This window comes from Variovorax sp. OK605, from assembly GCF_900115445.1.
Classification (GTDB): domain Bacteria; phylum Pseudomonadota; class Gammaproteobacteria; order Burkholderiales; family Burkholderiaceae_C; genus Variovorax.
The window spans coordinates 24,412-40,058 of sequence record NZ_FOWL01000019.1; the positions used below are offsets into that span (position 1 = coordinate 24,412).

Sequence of the window (15,647 nt, forward strand, 5' to 3'; positions counted from 1 at the left end):
CCCCATGGGAACCCTCACCCCCGAAGAACGCCACTTCTTCCGCTCCGACGTCAACGCGCGCGACAGCGAACGCAAGCAGCGCCAGCCGCACGGCCACATCACCGAGCCGGCGCGCCAGGTGCCGGTGCACGAGCGCTGTGACGTGCTGGTGCTCGGCGGCGGCCCGTCGGGCGTGGCCGCCGCCGTGGCCGCCGCGCGCAGCGGAGCGCGCGTGGTGCTGCTGGAGCGCTACAACCACCTGGGCGGCCTGTCGACCGGCGGCCTGGTGATCTGGATCGACCGCATGAGCGACTGGTCGGGCCAGCACGTCATCCACGGCCTGGCGGCCGAGTTCATGGAGCGCCTGGGCCGCAACGCCATCGCCGGCCCGCCGCGCGAGGACTGGGGCTCGCGCGACACCGCCAAGGCCGACCACTGGGCCCTGCGCACCGCCGCGTTCCACGGCGTGGTCACGCACTCGCCCACCATCGACCCCGAGATGCTCAAGGGCGTGTACCACCAGATGGTGCGCGAGGCCGGCGTCGACCTGATCCTGCACGGCTGGATGGTCGCGCCCATCGCCGAAGAGGGCCAGGGCCGCGTGAAGGGCGCGGTGTTCGAGAGCAAGCAGGGCCGCCGCGCCATCCTCGCCAACGTGGTGGTCGACACCACGGGCGAGGGCGACCTGTACGCGGCGGCGGGCGCGGCGTTTTCGTCGGACATCGACGCGCACGACATCCACCACTGCATCAACACCTCGTGGCTGTTCGCGGGCGTGGACATGCGGCGCTGGCTCGACTTCCGCGCGCACGAGCCGCAGGCCTACTCGGCGCTGCTGGCGCGCGGGCGCGAGACGCTGGGCAGCTTCGAGAAACCCATCGTCTCGTGGCGCGACGACGTGGCCACCTTCCTCGGGCCGCGCAAGTCGGGCTTCAGCGCTCTGGACGTCGACGAGATGACGCAGGTCGAATGGGAGTCGCGCAAGAGCATGGCCGAGCACCTGGCCTTCTACCGCGCGCATGCGCCGGGCTTCGAGAACGCCTGGCTCATGCTGATGGCGCCGCAGATCGGCACGCGCCACGGCCGGCGCCTGGTGGGCGTGAAGAGCGTGCGGCGCGGCGCGTGGGACGCGGGCGCGGTGGAGGCCGACGAGGTGGGCATCAGCCCGAGCCCGTCGCCGAAGTTTCCGAACATCTCGGTGCCCTACGGCGCGCTGGTGCCCGAGAAGCTCGACGGCGTGCTCGCCGCCGGCAAGCACATCTCGTGCGACACCAACTCGCACGGCTTCATGCGCGAGATTCCGCAGTGCTGGCTCACGGGCCAGGCGGCAGGCACGGCGGCGGCGCTGGCGGCCGATGCGGGCGTGCTGCCGCGCGACGTGGACGTGAAGCGGCTGCAGGCCTTGCTGCTTGCGCAGGGCGTGCCGCTCAGGCAGGCTGCGCTGCAAGCCCCCGAAGCGCAGACTGCCGCCGCATGAACTTCCGCCTCTCGCTCGCCCATCTCGGCATGCTCGACGCCACGCCGCCGCGGCTGGTGGAGGCCGCGCATGCGGCGGGCTTCGGCGGCGTCGGCATCCGCTTGAGCCCCGCGCGCCTGGGCGAAGCGCCGTTCCCGATGGCCGTGGGCAGCGGCATGTTGCGCGAGACGCTGGCGCGCCTGCGCGACCTGGGGCTGCGCGTGCACGACATCGAGATCGTGCGCATCAAGCCCGGCTTCGACGCGGCGTCGCTGGCGGGCGTGCTCGCGTCGGCCGAGGCGCTGGGCGCGCGCTGCCTCATGGTCAACGTGGACGACAGCGACCCGGCGCGCGCGGGCGACGGCATGGCCGCGCTGGCCGAGCGCGCCCGCCCGCACGGGCTCGCACTGGGCGTCGAATTCATGGTCTACACCGCCGCGCGCTCGCTGCAGCAGGCGCAGCAGCTGGTCGCCGCGTCGAACAGCGACACGGCGCGCGTGGTGGTCGACGCGCTGCATTTCTTCCGCGCGGGCTGTGCCCCCGGTGACATGGACGGCGACAGGGGCGGCGCGCACATCGACCGCCATTTCATGCAGGTCAACGACGCGCTCGCGCAGCGCCACCCGGGCCTCTCGGCCGCGGAAGAGGGGCGCGCGCACCGCCTCTTTCCGGGCGAGGGCGAGCTGAAGGTGCACCGCCTGCTGGCGCAGCTCGCGCCCGATGCGCTGCTGTCGGTCGAAGCCCCCAGCGCGATCCGCATGGCCACGCTCGACCCGCTGGCGCGCGCCGCCGCGGCCTTTCGCGCCACTTCCGAATTCCTTCAAAGAAACGGCCATACCCATGCCTGACACCACCCCCGACCGGAACGGCCCGAACTGGAACGGTTTGAAGCTCGACGGCAACACCGCCGTGCTCGGCATCATCGGCGACCCCGTCGCGCAGGTGAAGGCGCCGCTGCCGCTCACGCAACTGCTGCAGCGCCGCGGCATCAACGCGGTGCTCGTGCCGCTGCACGTGCAGGCCGCCGACGTGCCGGCGCTGCTGCACACGCTGCTCGCGGTGCGCAACGTGGCGGGCCTGGTGGTCACCGTGCCGCACAAGCAGATCGTCGCGAACCTGCCGATCGAGACCTTGCGCGCCGCGCGCGAGGCGCAGGCGGTGAACGTCGTGCGCCGCAAGGCCGGCGCATGGCAGGGCGACCTGCTCGACGGCGCGGGCTTTCTGTCGGGGCTCGTGCGCAACGGCTTCGAGGTGAAGGGCCGCAGCGTGGGCCTTGCGGGCGCGGGCGGCGCGGGCAATGCGATCGCCTTCTCGCTGGCGGGCGCCGGTGCGGCGTCCATCGACGTGCACGACGCCGACAGTGCGAAGCGCGCGAACCTGGTCGAACGGCTGCGCGCGCTGGGCTACGCCGCCGGCACGTGGGACGGCGCGAGCCCGCGCGAGCTGCTCGTCAACGCCACGCCGGCCGGCATGCGCGAGGGCGATCCGCTGCCCATCGCCGCCTCGGCCATCCGCGCAGGCCACACGGTGGCCGACGTGATCATGGAGCCGCACACCACGCCGCTGCTCACGCTGGCGCAGCAGCAGGGCGCGCGCATCGTGCACGGCCGCCACATGATGGACGAGCAGCTGGAGCGCATGGCCGATTTCTTCGCCGAGGCGCTGCAATGAGCCGCGCGGCGTTCTTCCCCGGCTTCGCGGTGCACGACGTGGCGCTGCGCGACGCCGTCATCCACGCCGAAGTGGGCGGCAGCGGCCCGCCGCTGCTGCTGCTGCACGGCTATCCGCAGACGCACGTGGCCTGGCACCGCATCGCGCCCGTGCTGGCGCGGCACTTCACCGTGGTCGCGCCCGACCTGCGCGGCTACGGCGACAGCACAGGTCCGGCCGGCGATCCGCTGCACATCGGCCACAGCAAGCGCACGCTGGCGGCCGACAAGCTGGCGCTGATGCGCTCGCTGGGTTTCACGCGCTTCGCCGTCATGGGTCACGACCGCGGCGCGCGCGTGGGCTACCGGCTGTGCCTGGACACGCCCGAGGCGGTGAACTGCTTCGTCTCGCTCACGGTGGTGCCCACGCAAGCCATGTGGCAGCGCGCCGGCATGGCCTTCGGGCTCAAGGCCTTCCACTGGTACCTGTTCGCGCAGCCTTTCGACCTGCCCGAGCGCATGCTGCGCGCCGACCCGGCTTACTACCTCGACTGGGCGCTGCGCAACGCGGTGCAGAAGGTCGACGCCGTCACGCCCGAGGCGCTGGCCGAGTACCACCGCGCCTTTGCGAAGGAGTCGGTGCGCCACGCGATCGTGGAGGACTACCGCGCCGCGGCCTCCATCGACCTGCAGCACGACCGCGACGACATGGCGGCCGGGCGGCGCATCGCCTGTCCGGTGCAGGTGCTGTGGAGCGCGTCGAACGCCGCCAGGCCCGATCCGGTCGAGATCTGGAAGGACTGGGCCGACCAGGTGGAGGGCGGGACCATCGACTGCGGCCACCAGATGGCGGAAGAGGCGCCCGAGGAGGTGCTGGTGCACGTGCTGCCGTTCCTGCTGCGCCACGCCTGAACGGCGGGGTGTGATGGTCGCGTTGAACGGCGTTCCAGCCCGGTGAGGACTTTCGGTCGACTTATCCCATGCGAAGGATCCAGATACATTTTTGACATTGGTTGACATTTAGACACCAACATGACGAGGGCGTCCGATGCACATCCTGCTTGTCGCAAGCGCGTTCAACAGCCTGACGCAACGGGTGCTCGTCGAGCTTCACGACCGCGGCCACACCGCGGGCGTGACGCTGGCCCTCGGCAACGACGATGCCTTGCGCGAGGCCGTGCGCCGGCACGATCCGCAACTGCTCGTGGCGCCGATGCTGACCACCGCGATCCCCGAGGACGTGTGGCGCGCGCGCACCTGCCTCATCGTGCATCCCGGCCCGCCGGGCGACCGCGGAGCGTCGTCGCTCGACTGGGCGCTGCAGGCTGGCGCGCAGAGCTGGGGCGTCACCGTGCTCGAGGCCGTGGCCGGGATGGACGCGGGCGACGTCTGGGCGTGGTCGCCGCTGAAGGTGCCGCCGCTGGCCGGCAAGAGCGACCTCTACCGCGGCGAGGTGGCCGATGCCGCCGTCGATGCGGTGCTGCTCGCCGTGGAGCGCTTCGCCTCGGGCAAGTACAAGCCGCAACCGCAGGCGGCCACCGACCTGGCCGCGGGCTGGCGGCCTTTCATGAAGCAGGCGCAGCGGCGCATCGACTGGGCCGCCGACACCACCGAGGCGGTGCTGCGCCAGTTGCGCGCGGCCGACTCGCAGCCCGGCGTGCGCGACGAACTGCTGGGCATGCCGTGGTACCTGCACGGCGGCCACCCCGAGGACGAGCTGCGCGGTCCGCCGGGCGAGCTGATCGCCACCCGCGCCGGCGCCATCTGCCGTACCACCGTCGACGGCGCGGTGTGGATCCCGCAGCTGAGCCCCTGGCGCGAACCCGGCACCGGCGCCGGCTCGCTGTGGCCCAGCTACAAGCTGCCGGCCGTGCAGGCACTGGGCGACCTGCTGCGCGCCAGCGTGCCCGAGGTGCCCGCGCCGCTGCAATTGCCCGACACGCGCCGCACCTGGACCGAGATGCGCTACAGCGAGCACGGCGCGGTCGGCACGCTGAACTTCTCGTTTCCCGGTGGCGCCATGAGCACCGTGCAATGCCGGCGGCTGCTGAAGGCCTACCGCTTCGCGCTGACCCGGCCGACCGCCGTGCTGGTGCTGGGCGGCCTGCGCGACTTCTTCTCCAACGGCATCCACCTCAACGTGATCGAGGCCGCCGACGATCCGGCGGAGGAGTCGTGGGCCAACATCCATGCGATGAACGACCTCGTCGAGGCCGTGCTCACCACCACCGACCGGCTCACCGTGGCGGCGCTGGGCGGCAACGCGGCGGCCGGCGGCGTGATGCTCGCGCTGGCGGCCGACGAGGTGTGGTGCCGCGACGGCGCCGTGCTCAACCCGCACTACGCGCTGATGGGGCTGCACGGCTCCGAATACTGGACCTTCACGCTGCCGCGCCGCGTGGGCGCGGCCGAGGCGCAGCGCCTCACGCAGGCGGCGCTGCCCGTGAGCGCGCGGCGCGCGGTGCAGCTCGGCATGGCGCAGCGGGTGCTGCAGGCGGCACCGCAGGAGTTCGGCGACGAAGTCGCGCGGCTGGCCGCGGAGCTGGCGGCCGCGCCGGACCTGGCCGAGCGCATCGCGCGCAAGCAGGCCGCGCGCGAACAGGACGAGGCGGTGAAGCCGCTGCAGCGTTACCGGGATGAAGAGCTGTCGCACATGCGCCGCAATTTCTTCGACGCGCGCGAGCCGCATGCGGGCCTGCGCTCGGCTTTCGTGCGGAAGGAAAAGGCGCAGCACACGCCGCCGCACCTCGCGCGCCTGGGCCTGGCGGACTGAAGGCGCCGGGCCGGCGCGCGCCTGCGGTTTATTGGCTGTCGGGAATCACCGCGTCGGCCGCCGCGCCCACCGCCTTGCCGGCGATGCGCGCGGTGCCGATGGCCGCGTCCGCCGCCAGCCCGACCGCGCCGGCGCCCACGCTCACCGCGGTGCTGGCCACGGTCACGACCGCGCAGCCGCTCAAGAGCACCGACAGGGCGGGCAGGCAAAGCAGCAGAAGGGCGCGGCGCAGAGCGGTCATGGCGTGTCCTTGCAGGTCAGCGAACGCGCATGCCCGGCGTGGCGCCCGGCGTGGGTTCGAGCACGTGGATGCCGGGGTGCGCCTTCTCGTCGCCATGGCTGGCGGCCAGCACCATGCCTTCGCTCACGCCGAACTTCATCTTGCGTGGCGCGAGGTTGGCGACCAGCACGGTGAGCTTGCCCACGAGCTGCTCGGGCTGGTAGGCGGAGGCGATGCCGCTGAACACGTTCCGGGTCTTGCCTTCACCCGCGTCGAGCGTCAGGCGCAGCAGCTTGGTCGAGCCCTCGACCTTCTCGCAGGCCACGATCTTTGCGATGCGCAGGTCGATCTTGGCGAAGTCGTCGATGGTGATGGTGGGCGCGATGGCTTCACCGCCCGGCAGCGCCTGGGCTTGCACGGCGGCAGCAGGCGCAGCCGCGGCGGGCTCGGGCGCATCGAACAGCTTGTCGACCAGCTTGGCATCGGCGCGCTGCATCAGGTGCTTGTAGTCGCCGATCGCGTGGCCCACGGGCAGTGGCTGCGCCGCGTCGCCCCAGACCAGCGGCGAGATCTTCAGGAAGGCCTCGACGTTCACGGCCAGCGCCGGCAGCACCGGCTTCAGGTACAGCGTGAGCAGGCGGAAGGCCTCGATGCACACGGTGCACACGTCGTGCAGCCGCGCCTCGGCGCCTTCCTTCTTGGCCAGCTCCCAGGGCTTGTTCTGGTCGACGTACTCGTTCACCTTGTCGGCCAGCGCCATCACCTCGCGCAGCGCGCGGGCGTAGTCGCGGCCGTCGTACAGCGAGTGGATCTGCGGCGCGGCGTCGCGCAGCGCGAACAGCAGCGCGTCGCCGTCGGCCGACACCTCGCCCAGCTTGCCTGCGAAGCGCTTGCCGATGAAGCCCGCCGCGCGGCTGGCGATGTTGATGTACTTGCCCACGAGGTCGCTGTTGACGCGCGCCACGAAGTCCTCGGGGTTGAAGTCGATGTCCTCGTTGCGGCCGTTGAGCTTGGCGGCGATGTAGTAGCGCAGCCACTCGGGGTCCAGCCCGATCGACAGGTACTTCAGCGGGTCGATGCCGGTGCCGCGGCTCTTGCTCATCTTCTCGCCGCTCACCGTGAGGTGGCCGTGCACGTACACGGCGTCGGGCGCCTTGCGGCCGCTGAAATGCAGCATGGCGGGCCAGAACAGCGTGTGGAAGGTGATGATGTCCTTGCCGATGAAGTGCACCTGCTCCAGGTCGGGGTCGGCCATGTACTCGGTGTACGAGATGCCGTCGCCGCCCAGCTCGATGCAGCGCTTGTCCAGCAGGTTCTTCAGCGACGCCAAGTAGCCCACGGGCGCGTCCAGCCACACGTAGAAGTACTTGCCCGGTGCATCGGGGATCTCGATGCCGAAGTAGGGCGCATCGCGGCTGATGTCCCAGTCGCCGAGGCCGCCCTTGCCCTCGTCGTCCTTGTAGAGCCATTCGCGGATCTTGTTCTGCACTTCGCTCTGAACGTGGCCGGGGGCGGCGGTCCATTCCTTCAGGTAGGCCTCGCAGCGCGGGTCCGACAGCTTGAAGAAGAAGTGGTCCGAGCTGCGCAGCTCGGGCTTGGCGCCCGACAGGGCCGAGTAGGGGTTGATCAGCTCTGTGGGCGCGTACACGGCGCCGCACACCTCGCAGTTGTCGCCGTACTGGTCCTTGGCGTGGCAGTTCGGGCATTCGCCCTTGATGAAGCGGTCGGCCAGGAACATGCCCTTTTCGGGGTCGTAGAACTGCTCCACGCTCTTCGTGCTGATGAGGCCGGCGGCGCGCAGGTCGCGGTAGATGTCCTGGGCCAGCTGGTGGTTCTCGGGCGCGTCGGTCGAGTGCCAGTTGTCGAAGGAGATGAAGTAGCCGTCCAGGTAAGGCTTGCGGCCCGCGGCAATCTCGGCCACGAAGGCCTGCGGCGTCACGCCGGCCTTGTCGGCGGCGATGGTGATGGCCGCGCCGTGGGCGTCGTCGGCGCAGACGAAGTTGACCTCCGCGCCATTCATTCGCTGGTTCCGCACCCAGATGTCGGCCTGGATGTACTCCATCATGTGGCCGATATGGAACTTGCCGTTGGCGTACGGCAGGGCGGTGGTAACGAAGAGCTTGCGCGGGGCGGACATCGGGGAGGGCGCTTTCGGGAGTGGTCTGACGGAACCGGGCATTTTAGGTGGCCCGGTCGCTGCGTGGGTTTGATGGCAGCATCGCCCCCATGCCGCATGCCATCGACCTCCATGCCTACATTGCGGGAATCGCCTCGTCGCCGCTCGCACCGTGGGCCGCCTCGCTGCCCTGGGAGCTCCCGCCGCGCGCGCCCGAGATCGTGCGCGAACTGCTGGCCGCGCTGCCGGCCGACTACGCCATCGACGGCGAAGTGGCCGTGCACCGCAGCGCCCGCGTCGAGCCCGGCGCGGTGCTCAAGGGCCCGCTGATCCTCGGGCCCGGCTGTTTCGTGGCGGCCGGCGCCTACCTGCGCGGCGGCAACTGGGTGGATGCGCGCTGCAGCATCGGCCCCGGCGTGGAGCTGAAATCGTCCTTCGTGTTCGCGGGCACGGCGCTCGCGCACTTCAACTTCGTCGGCGACTCGGTGCTGGGCGCGGGCGTCAACATGGAGGCCGGCAGCATCGTCTGCAACCACCGCAACGAGCGCGCGGACAAGCAGATCTTCGTGCGCAGCGGGACAGGAGCGGGGGGCGGCGCATTGCAGCCGACCGGCTGCGAGAAATTCGGCGCGCTGATGGGCGACGGCGTGCGCATCGGTGCGAACGCGGTGATTGCGCCCGGCGCATTGCTGGCGCCGGGCCGCGTCGTCGGCCGCACGGCGCTGCTCGACCAGGAACTGCCCGGCCACGAATGAAGGGCCCTGAAAAGTGACCCACGCGAGCGCAGGGTGTCTTGTGCGCGACGTATGCTCCAGCCCCCGATACACAACGCGAGACGCCGCCGATGACCACTCCCATTCCCGCAACCCTGATCCCCGGTGATGGCATCGGCCCGGAAATCGTCGACGCCACGCTGGCCGCGCTCGACGCGCTGAAGGCGCCGTTCGAGTGGGACCGCCAGATCGCCGGCCTCGGCGGCGTGGTGGCCGCCGGCGACCCGCTGCCCGTGGCCACGCTGGACAGCATCCGCCGCACCCGCCTGGCCCTGAAGGGCCCGCTGGAAACGCCGTCGGGCGGCGGCTACCGCTCGTCGAACGTGCGGCTGCGCGAGGAGTTCCAGCTGTACGCCAACCTGCGCCCCGCGCGCACCATCGTTCCGGGCGGGCGCTTCGACAAGATCGACCTGGTGGTCGTGCGCGAGAACCTCGAGGGCCTGTACATCGGCCACGAGCACTACGTGCCGATCGACGGCGACCCGCACGCCGTGGCCATGGCCACCGGCATCAACACCCGCCAGGGCAGCCGCCGCCTGCTGGAGTACGCCTTCGAGACGGCCGTGGCCACGGGCCGCAAGAAGGTCACCATCGTGCACAAGGCCAACATCATGAAGGCGCTCACCGGCATCTTCCTGGAGACCGGCCTGGACCTGTACGAGAAGAAGTACAAGGGCAAGTTCGAGCTCGACACGGTCATCATCGACGCCTGCGCGATGAAGCTGGTGCTCAACCCCTGGCAGTTCGACATGCTGGTCACCACCAACCTGTTCGGCGACATCCTGTCCGACCTGGTGGCCGGGCTGGTCGGCGGCCTGGGCATGGCGCCGGGCGCCAACATCGGTGCCGACGCGGCGATCTTCGAGGCCGTGCACGGCTCCGCGCCCGACATCGCGGGCAAGGGCATCGCCAACCCCACCGCGCTGCTGCTGGCCGCCGCGCTCATGCTCGACCACGTCCGGCTGCCCGAGCTGGCTACGCGCCTGCGCACGGCCATCGACGAGACGCTGAACATCGACAAGGTGCGCACGGGCGACCTGGGCGGCACGGCCGGCACGGCGGCGTTCACGAAGGCGCTGGTCAGCCGCATCAACGGCGGCTGATCCGTCCGGGCGCACGGGCTGCGGGAGCTGCATGAAGAAGCACCTGCTGCGTGTTCTGTTCCTCGGCGCCTGTCTGTGTGCGGCGCTGGCCGCACCGGCCGCACCGGCGTCGGCCGACCCGCGCTTCACCGTGGTGAAGATCGACCTGCGCACCGAACGGCTCGAGCTGTTCTTGCGCGACGACGCGGGCGAGCCCTTCAAGCGCTTCGACCGGCTCGACGCCTGGCTCAAGGAGCGCCACCGCCAGCTGAGCTTCGCGGTGAACGCCGGCATGTACCACGAGGACTTCTCGCCGGTGGGCCTGCTGGTGCGCGAGGGCCGCGAGGAAGCGCCGCTCAACCTGGCCGACGGCGCGGGCAATTTCTTTTTGAAGCCCAACGGCGTGTTCCTCGTGTCGGACGCCGGGGCGCGCGTGGTCGAGTCGTCGGAGTACCCGGCGCTGGCCGCGGGCGTGCGCCTGGCCACGCAGTCGGGCCCACTGCTGCTGCGCCACGGCGTGGTGCACCCGGCCTTCATTCCGCACTCCGCGTCGCGCAAGATCCGCAACGGCGTCTGCGTCGGCGTGGAGGGCCACACGGCGGTCTTCGTGCTGAGCGAGACGCCGGTGAACTTCCACGAGTTCGCGCTGTACTTTCGCGACGTGCTCCACTGCCGCGATGCGCTCTACCTCGACGGCACCGTGTCGGCCCTGCATTCGACGGCGCTGGGCCGCAGCGACTTCGTGCGCGAGCTGGGGCCTATGCTCGGCGTTGCGCCGCCCTGATCGCGGCGCCCGTTTCCCGCGTCTTCATCCTTGATCTGTTCCCGAATCGAGCCATGTCCACACCGTTGCCTGTCCTGTCCCTTGTCGAAACCCGCGTTCTCGGCGTGCTCGCCGAAAAGCAGCGCACCGTGCCCGACAGCTACCCGCTGACGCTCAATTCGCTGGTGTCGGGCTGCAACCAGAAGACCAGCCGCAACCCGGTGCTGGAGCTCACCGAGTCGCAGGTGCAGGCCACCATCGACAGCCTGAAGGGCTACAGCCTGGTTGCCGAAACCAGCGGCGGGCGCGCCTTTCGCTACGAGCACAACATCGACCGCGTGCTGCGCATCCCGTCGCAGTCGGTCATCCTGCTCACCGTGCTGATGCTGCGCGGTCCGCAGACGGCCGGCGAGCTGCGCATTGCCTGCGACCGCATGCACAACTTCGCCGACATCTCGTCGGTCGAGGGTTTCCTCAACGAACTCGCCGAGCGCCAGGCCGGTGCGCTGGTGGTGAAGCTGGCCCGGTTGCCCGGCGCGCGCGAAAGCCGCTGGGCGCACCTGTTGAGCGGTGCGCCGGCGGAAGAGGTCGCGGGGCCGGGCAGCGGCGCGTCGGATGCGTCCTATGCGGCGCACGACGTGTCGCTGGGCGAAGTCGCGGCGCTGAAGGCCAACGTGGCGCGTCTCGAGGCCGAGGTGGCGTCGTTGAAGGCGCTGCTGGGGCGGGTGTGTTCGGAGCTGGGAATCTCGGCCGAAGGCTGACCGCCCGCTCGCGGCCATTTGCCAGCCGCGCAGAAGCTGCGGTATCTTGCGCAGCATATGACGCACACCTGCCCGCGCTGCAAACGACCCGGCATCGGCAACTTCGCCAAGCGCTGGTCCAGCCGCGCCGGGCCGGCCGAGTGCACGGTCTGCGGCGGGCTGTCGCATGTGCTGGCGAGTACCGGTGGCGGCATCTGGGCGGCTGGCGTCGTGATCCTCGTGGTGTCGCTGATCGGCGCGCTGGGGCTGCATTCGGCGCTGTTGTTCGCGAGCGGCGTGGTGCTCGCTGTGGCGCTGAACATCCGGGCCTGGAAGCGCGCGAAGATGTACCCCATCTCGGCGGAGTCCGCCTCCAGCGCCGGCAAGGTGCACTGGGCCATCGTGGGCGTCTACGCTTTTCTCGCGCTTTTCCAGTAGCCGCAGCAGTAGCCGCAGCAGTGGCAGCGGTGCCCGCGCGCTGGCATCTGCTCACACCATTTCACACGGTCTTCACGCTGAGCGCACATGGCGTCCCTAACGTCGGCCTCCATTGCGAACACCCTTGGAGCCCTGCATGGACAACGGACACACCGCCGCGTGGCGAGACCACGCGCCCTTCGACGACATCACCCGGCGCGCACTCGCCTGCCTTGCCGTGCTGGCCGGCATGGCGAGCCTGTACGCCTTCTTCTGGTGGGCCGCGTCGGCCACCGGCTTCTTCCTGTTCGACGGCTATCGCCACACCTGGCAAGGCCTGGGCACGGCGATCGCGTTTCGCGACATGGACACCGTCTACTACCTGTCGAGCTGGGTCGTCTCGGTGTTCGGCGGGCTGTTCGGCTGGGCGGCGCTCATCGCGTTCGCGGCCACCCACCGCCGCGGCTGGGACGCGGTGGCGCCGTGGATCAAGGCCGGCTGCGCCGTCGGCGTGGTGGCGGGGCTGGCCTTCGAGCCCGGCCGGCTGCTGGCGTTGGCGCCGGTCGTCTGCGCGGTGGTGTTGCTGCTGCGCTCGATGCTGATGCCGTCTGCCGCGGCGCGCGGCGCGGCGTTCAGCCCCCGGACACCGGCACGTCCAGGCTGAGCTTCACCGGGTCCATGGTGACCAGCGTGCGAAAGCGCTTCACGTTGTTGCTCTGGAAGAAAAGCTGCCGCGTGAGCGCCGTGTACTGCGCCATGTCGCGCACCACGAAGACCAGGATGAAGTCCCACTCGCCGGTCACGTAGTAGCACTGCTGCACTTGCGGGCAGTCCTTGAAGCTGCGCTTCATCGCGTCGAGCAGCTCGATCTGCTCGCTCTCGGTTTCCACCTCGGCCACGATGGTGAGCGGGTGGCCCAGCGCGGCCGGCGACAGCACCGCGCCGTAACGCTGGATCACGCCCTCGTCGCGCATGCGCTTGAGCCGCCGGTTCACGGCCGCCGTCGACAGGTGCACGCGCTCGCCGAGTTCGCTTTGCGGCACGCGGCTGTCGGCCTGGATCAGCTCCAGCAGGCGAAGGTCGAGGGCATCGAGAGGGGTCATGAAGGGCGGAGGTGAAGGGCGGAGGTGAAGGGCGGAGGTGAGGGGTGTCACGCAAAAACGTTGCGCCGAAGGGCACGATTTTGCGCACCTTTCCCGCGCCGTTGTCAATAGCATCTCGCCATGAATTCCCCAGACGCATCCCTGCGCGACACGCTCACCGGCTGGCGCCGCCAGTTGCACGCCATGCCCGAGACCGGCTTCGAGGAAGCGAAGACCTCGGCCTTCGTCGTGCGCGTGCTCAAGGCGCTCGGCCTCGAGGTGCACTCCGGCATCGGCGGCACCGGCCTCGTGGCCAACCTCAAGGTGGGCGCGGGCAAGGGCGTGATCGGCCTGCGTGCCGAGATGGACGCGCTGAACATCACCGAGTTGCCCGCCGACCGCCCCTACGCCTCGGCCACGCCCGGCAAGATGCACGCCTGCGGGCACGACGGCCACATGTCGATCGTGCTCGGCGCCGCGCAGTTGCTGCGCGAGCGGCAGGACTTCGACGGCACCGTGCGCTTCATCTTCCAGCCGGCCGAGGAGCACGGCCGCGGCGCCAAGGCAATGATGGACGACGGCCTGTTCGCGCGCTTTCCGGTCGACGAGCTGTACGGCCTGCACAACATGCCCGGCATGCGCGCCGGCACCATCGCCACGCGCGCGGGCGGCATCATGGCCAGCGAGGACAACTTCGTCATCCACATCAAGGGCCGCGGCACGCATGCCGCGCGGCCGCACATGGGCATCGACCCCATCGTCATCGGCGCGCAGGTGGTGCTGGCGCTGCAGACCATCGTCTCGCGCACGCTCGACCCGGGCGCGCAGGCGGTGGTGTCGTGCACCGAGTTCATCACCGACGGCATCCGCAACGCGATTCCGTCGAACGTGGTGATCAAGGGCGACACGCGCAGCTACGACCCCGAGGTGCAGCGCATGCTGGCCGCGCGCATGCGCGAGATCAGCGAGGGCCTCTGCCGCATGCACGGCGCCGAATGCGACTTCAGCTACACGCACGAGTTCGCGCCCACGGTGAACTGGGCGCAATGCGTGCCCACCGCGGTGGACGCCGCCACGGCCGTGGTGGGCGCGGGCAACGTCGACGCCAACGTGGCGCCGATGATGATTTCCGAAGACTTCGGCGCGTTCCTGAAGGCCGTGCCCGGCGCCTTCGTGTTTCTCGGCAACGGCGCCGAGGGCGAACCCGGCGGCACGCCGCTGCACAACGGCAGCTACGACTTCAACGACGCGGTGCTCGACACGGGCGCGCGCTACTTCGCGGAAATCGTCCGCCTGCGCCTGCCGCGCTGAACCCTCCTTCCATGCAAGTACAGAACCCCATGCCCGTCACCAACAAGAACGCCGTGCGCGCGGCCTATCCGCGCGAGCTGCAGGACATCCTGTGCATTGCCGAGGCACGGCGCACGCGCGACTGGCTCTCGGCCTGGCCGATGCTCGCGAAGGCGCCCACGCCGCTGTGGTCGCTGCCGGACACCGCGCAGGCGCTCGGCGTGGCCGGCGTGTGCGTGAAGGACGAGTCGAAGCGTTCGACGCTCGGCAGCTTCAAGGCGCTGGGCGCACCGGCCGCGCTGGTGCGGCTGGTGATGCGTGCGCACCCCGCATGGGACCCGAAGGCCGTGCTGCTCGGCGCTTGCGCCGACGCGTTGCGCGGGCTGGTCGTCATCAGCGCCACCGACGGCAACCACGGGCGCGCGCTGGCCGCGGCCGCCCAGGGCGCGGGCGTGCGCTGCGTGATCGTGCTGCACAAGCACGTGAGCCCCGAGCGCGAGAGCGCCATCGCCGCCTTCGGCGCGGACATCGTGCGCATCGAGGGCAACTACGACGCGTCGGTCGCGCACGCCGCGGCGCTGGCGCAGGCCCACGGCTGGCAGGTGGTGTCGGACACCTCGTACGCCGGCTACGAAGACATTCCGCGCGACGTCATGCAGGGCTACGGGGCGCTGGTCGACGAGATCGTGGAACAAGCGGCCGAACAGGCTGGCCCACCGTTCACGCACGTCGTCCTGCAGGGGGGTGTCGGCGGCCTGGCCGCGGGCGTGGCCAGCTATTTCTGGGAACTGTCGGGCGAGCAGCGCCCCACGTTCATCGTGGTCGAACCGCGCCAGGCCGACTGCCTCATGCAAAGCGCGCTCAGCGGCCGGCCCGCGAACGCCACGGGCACCGTCGATTCGGTGATGGCCGGCTTGGCCTGCGGCGAGACCTCGCCCCTGGCCTGGCGCTTCCTGCAACCGTCGATCGACCTGTTCATGACCATCGAGGACGGCGACGCCATCGACGCCATGCGCCGGCTGGCCCGGGGCTCGGCGCGCGACGTGCCGATCGAGAGCGGTGAATCCGGCGCCGCCGGCCTGGCCGCGCTGCGCGTGCTGGCACTGTCGGACGCGGCGCGTGCGCAGGCGGGCCTCGACGCCCGTTCCCGCGTGCTGCTGATCAGCACCGAGGGCGCGACGGCCCCGTCGGTGTACCGCGAGCTGGCCGGCGTGGACGCCGACGACGTGCGGCGCCGGCAGGGCGAATGGGGCATGACTTATGGCACTGTCGCGCCCCCGGTGCGCCGATAGCATGGGCGGGTGACC

At 70.6% G+C, this 15,647-nt stretch carries 16 protein-coding genes; 13 read left to right on the forward strand and 3 right to left on the reverse strand.

All coding sequences use genetic code 11. From position 1 onward, the window contains the following. Positions 1-4 precede the first annotated feature (4 nt). The 5 genes from BM013_RS33560 to BM013_RS33575 all read left to right on the forward strand — a co-directional run bounded on the left by BM013_RS33560 (position 5) and on the right by BM013_RS33575 (position 5,857). Positions 5-1,456 (forward strand): FAD-dependent oxidoreductase, encoded by a 1,452-nt coding sequence (locus BM013_RS33560; protein ID WP_093133259.1) that lies wholly within the window; start codon positions 5-7, stop codon positions 1,454-1,456. Next, positions 1,453-2,283: a sugar phosphate isomerase/epimerase family protein gene (locus BM013_RS41460; protein WP_177225642.1), complete on the forward strand. Its 831-nt coding sequence runs from the start codon at positions 1,453-1,455 to the stop codon at positions 2,281-2,283. Before BM013_RS33560 ends, BM013_RS41460 begins: the two co-directional genes overlap by 4 nt. Next, positions 2,276-3,106 carry a shikimate dehydrogenase family protein gene (locus BM013_RS33565; protein WP_177225643.1) on the forward strand — a complete coding sequence of 277 codons (831 nt, stop codon included), beginning with the start codon at positions 2,276-2,278 and terminating at the stop codon, positions 3,104-3,106. The genes BM013_RS41460 and BM013_RS33565 overlap by 8 nt, the downstream gene beginning before the upstream one ends. Continuing rightward, positions 3,103-3,996, forward strand: a complete 894-nt coding sequence (locus BM013_RS33570) for an alpha/beta fold hydrolase (RefSeq protein ID WP_093133263.1) — start codon at positions 3,103-3,105, stop codon at positions 3,994-3,996. The genes BM013_RS33565 and BM013_RS33570 overlap by 4 nt, the downstream gene beginning before the upstream one ends. Before the next feature lie 136 nt (positions 3,997-4,132). Continuing rightward, positions 4,133-5,857: a hydrogenase maturation protein gene (locus BM013_RS33575; RefSeq protein WP_093133265.1), complete on the forward strand. Its 1,725-nt coding sequence runs from the start codon at positions 4,133-4,135 to the stop codon at positions 5,855-5,857. Between the two features lie 28 nt (positions 5,858-5,885). Here BM013_RS33575 and BM013_RS33580 read toward each other — a convergent pair whose 3' ends face one another. Together BM013_RS33580 and metG are read right to left on the reverse strand one after the other, a co-directional pair. Then, entirely contained in the window at positions 5,886-6,098 is a 213-nt protein-coding gene (locus BM013_RS33580; protein ID WP_093133267.1) for a hypothetical protein, read from the reverse strand. Positions 6,099-6,114: 16 nt separating this feature from the next. After that, positions 6,115-8,214, reverse strand: coding sequence for a methionine--tRNA ligase (gene metG, locus BM013_RS33585; protein ID WP_093133269.1), 2,100 nt, complete (start codon positions 8,212-8,214; stop codon positions 6,115-6,117). Positions 8,215-8,303: 89 nt separating this feature from the next. Between metG and BM013_RS33590 the strand changes: the two genes are divergently transcribed. The 6 genes from BM013_RS33590 to BM013_RS33615 all read left to right on the forward strand — a co-directional run bounded on the left by BM013_RS33590 (position 8,304) and on the right by BM013_RS33615 (position 12,632). Further along, positions 8,304-8,948, forward strand: coding sequence for an LbetaH domain-containing protein (locus BM013_RS33590; protein WP_093133271.1), 645 nt, complete (start codon positions 8,304-8,306; stop codon positions 8,946-8,948). An 89-nt stretch (positions 8,949-9,037) separates the two neighbouring features. After that, the gene (locus tag BM013_RS33595) at positions 9,038-10,069 is read left to right on the forward strand and encodes an isocitrate/isopropylmalate dehydrogenase family protein (RefSeq protein WP_093133273.1); all 1,032 of its coding nucleotides are present in this window, start codon (positions 9,038-9,040) and stop codon (positions 10,067-10,069) included. A gap of 31 nt (positions 10,070-10,100) precedes the next feature. Beyond that, complete coding sequence (locus BM013_RS33600; RefSeq protein ID WP_093133275.1) at positions 10,101-10,832, forward strand: phosphodiester glycosidase family protein; 732 nt, start codon at positions 10,101-10,103, stop codon at positions 10,830-10,832. A 53-nt stretch (positions 10,833-10,885) separates the two neighbouring features. Continuing rightward, positions 10,886-11,572 carry a YceH family protein gene (locus BM013_RS33605; protein ID WP_093133276.1) on the forward strand — a complete coding sequence of 229 codons (687 nt, stop codon included), beginning with the start codon at positions 10,886-10,888 and terminating at the stop codon, positions 11,570-11,572. 57 nt (positions 11,573-11,629) lie between these two features. Continuing rightward, positions 11,630-11,989 (forward strand): hypothetical protein, encoded by a 360-nt coding sequence (locus tag BM013_RS33610; RefSeq protein WP_093133278.1) that lies wholly within the window; start codon positions 11,630-11,632, stop codon positions 11,987-11,989. Between the two features lie 136 nt (positions 11,990-12,125). Continuing rightward, positions 12,126-12,632: a hypothetical protein gene (locus tag BM013_RS33615; protein WP_093133280.1), complete on the forward strand. Its 507-nt coding sequence runs from the start codon at positions 12,126-12,128 to the stop codon at positions 12,630-12,632. On the opposite strand, the gene BM013_RS33620 is transcribed toward BM013_RS33615, so the two are convergent. Then, positions 12,601-13,071 carry an Lrp/AsnC family transcriptional regulator gene (locus BM013_RS33620; RefSeq protein WP_093133282.1) on the reverse strand — a complete coding sequence of 157 codons (471 nt, stop codon included), beginning with the start codon at positions 13,069-13,071 and terminating at the stop codon, positions 12,601-12,603. The genes BM013_RS33615 and BM013_RS33620 overlap by 32 nt on opposite strands. 120 nt (positions 13,072-13,191) lie before the next feature. Here BM013_RS33620 and BM013_RS33625 point away from each other — a divergent pair, with 120 nt between their 5' ends. Beyond that, positions 13,192-14,361 (forward strand): M20 aminoacylase family protein, encoded by a 1,170-nt coding sequence (locus BM013_RS33625; protein ID WP_093133284.1) that lies wholly within the window; start codon positions 13,192-13,194, stop codon positions 14,359-14,361. A 29-nt stretch (positions 14,362-14,390) separates the two neighbouring features. After that, positions 14,391-15,632, forward strand: a complete 1,242-nt coding sequence (locus BM013_RS33630; RefSeq protein WP_093133286.1) for a diaminopropionate ammonia-lyase — start codon at positions 14,391-14,393, stop codon at positions 15,630-15,632. The last annotated feature ends 15 nt before the right edge of the window (positions 15,633-15,647 follow it).

What these genes read in the sequence shown, in the direction of transcription:
- BM013_RS33560 (WP_093133259.1), top strand. Translation starts at nt 5, where the DNA reads ATGGGAACCCTCACCCCCGAAGAACGCCACTTCTTCCGCTCCGACGTC.
- BM013_RS41460 (WP_177225642.1), top strand. Translation starts at nt 1,453, where the DNA reads ATGAACTTCCGCCTCTCGCTCGCCCATCTCGGCATGCTCGACGCCACG.
- BM013_RS33565 (WP_177225643.1), top strand. Translation starts at nt 2,276, where the DNA reads ATGCCTGACACCACCCCCGACCGGAACGGCCCGAACTGGAACGGTTTG.
- BM013_RS33570 (WP_093133263.1), top strand. Translation starts at nt 3,103, where the DNA reads ATGAGCCGCGCGGCGTTCTTCCCCGGCTTCGCGGTGCACGACGTGGCG.
- BM013_RS33575 (WP_093133265.1), top strand. Translation starts at nt 4,133, where the DNA reads ATGCACATCCTGCTTGTCGCAAGCGCGTTCAACAGCCTGACGCAACGG.
- BM013_RS33580 (WP_093133267.1), bottom strand. Translation starts at nt 6,098, where the DNA reads ATGACCGCTCTGCGCCGCGCCCTTCTGCTGCTTTGCCTGCCCGCCCTG.
- metG (WP_093133269.1), bottom strand. Translation starts at nt 8,214, where the DNA reads ATGTCCGCCCCGCGCAAGCTCTTCGTTACCACCGCCCTGCCGTACGCC.
- BM013_RS33590 (WP_093133271.1), top strand. Translation starts at nt 8,304, where the DNA reads ATGCCGCATGCCATCGACCTCCATGCCTACATTGCGGGAATCGCCTCG.
- BM013_RS33595 (WP_093133273.1), top strand. Translation starts at nt 9,038, where the DNA reads ATGACCACTCCCATTCCCGCAACCCTGATCCCCGGTGATGGCATCGGC.
- BM013_RS33600 (WP_093133275.1), top strand. Translation starts at nt 10,101, where the DNA reads ATGAAGAAGCACCTGCTGCGTGTTCTGTTCCTCGGCGCCTGTCTGTGT.
- BM013_RS33605 (WP_093133276.1), top strand. Translation starts at nt 10,886, where the DNA reads ATGTCCACACCGTTGCCTGTCCTGTCCCTTGTCGAAACCCGCGTTCTC.
- BM013_RS33610 (WP_093133278.1), top strand. Translation starts at nt 11,630, where the DNA reads ATGACGCACACCTGCCCGCGCTGCAAACGACCCGGCATCGGCAACTTC.
- BM013_RS33615 (WP_093133280.1), top strand. Translation starts at nt 12,126, where the DNA reads ATGGACAACGGACACACCGCCGCGTGGCGAGACCACGCGCCCTTCGAC.
- BM013_RS33620 (WP_093133282.1), bottom strand. Translation starts at nt 13,071, where the DNA reads ATGACCCCTCTCGATGCCCTCGACCTTCGCCTGCTGGAGCTGATCCAG.
- BM013_RS33625 (WP_093133284.1), top strand. Translation starts at nt 13,192, where the DNA reads ATGAATTCCCCAGACGCATCCCTGCGCGACACGCTCACCGGCTGGCGC.
- BM013_RS33630 (WP_093133286.1), top strand. Translation starts at nt 14,391, where the DNA reads ATGCCCGTCACCAACAAGAACGCCGTGCGCGCGGCCTATCCGCGCGAG.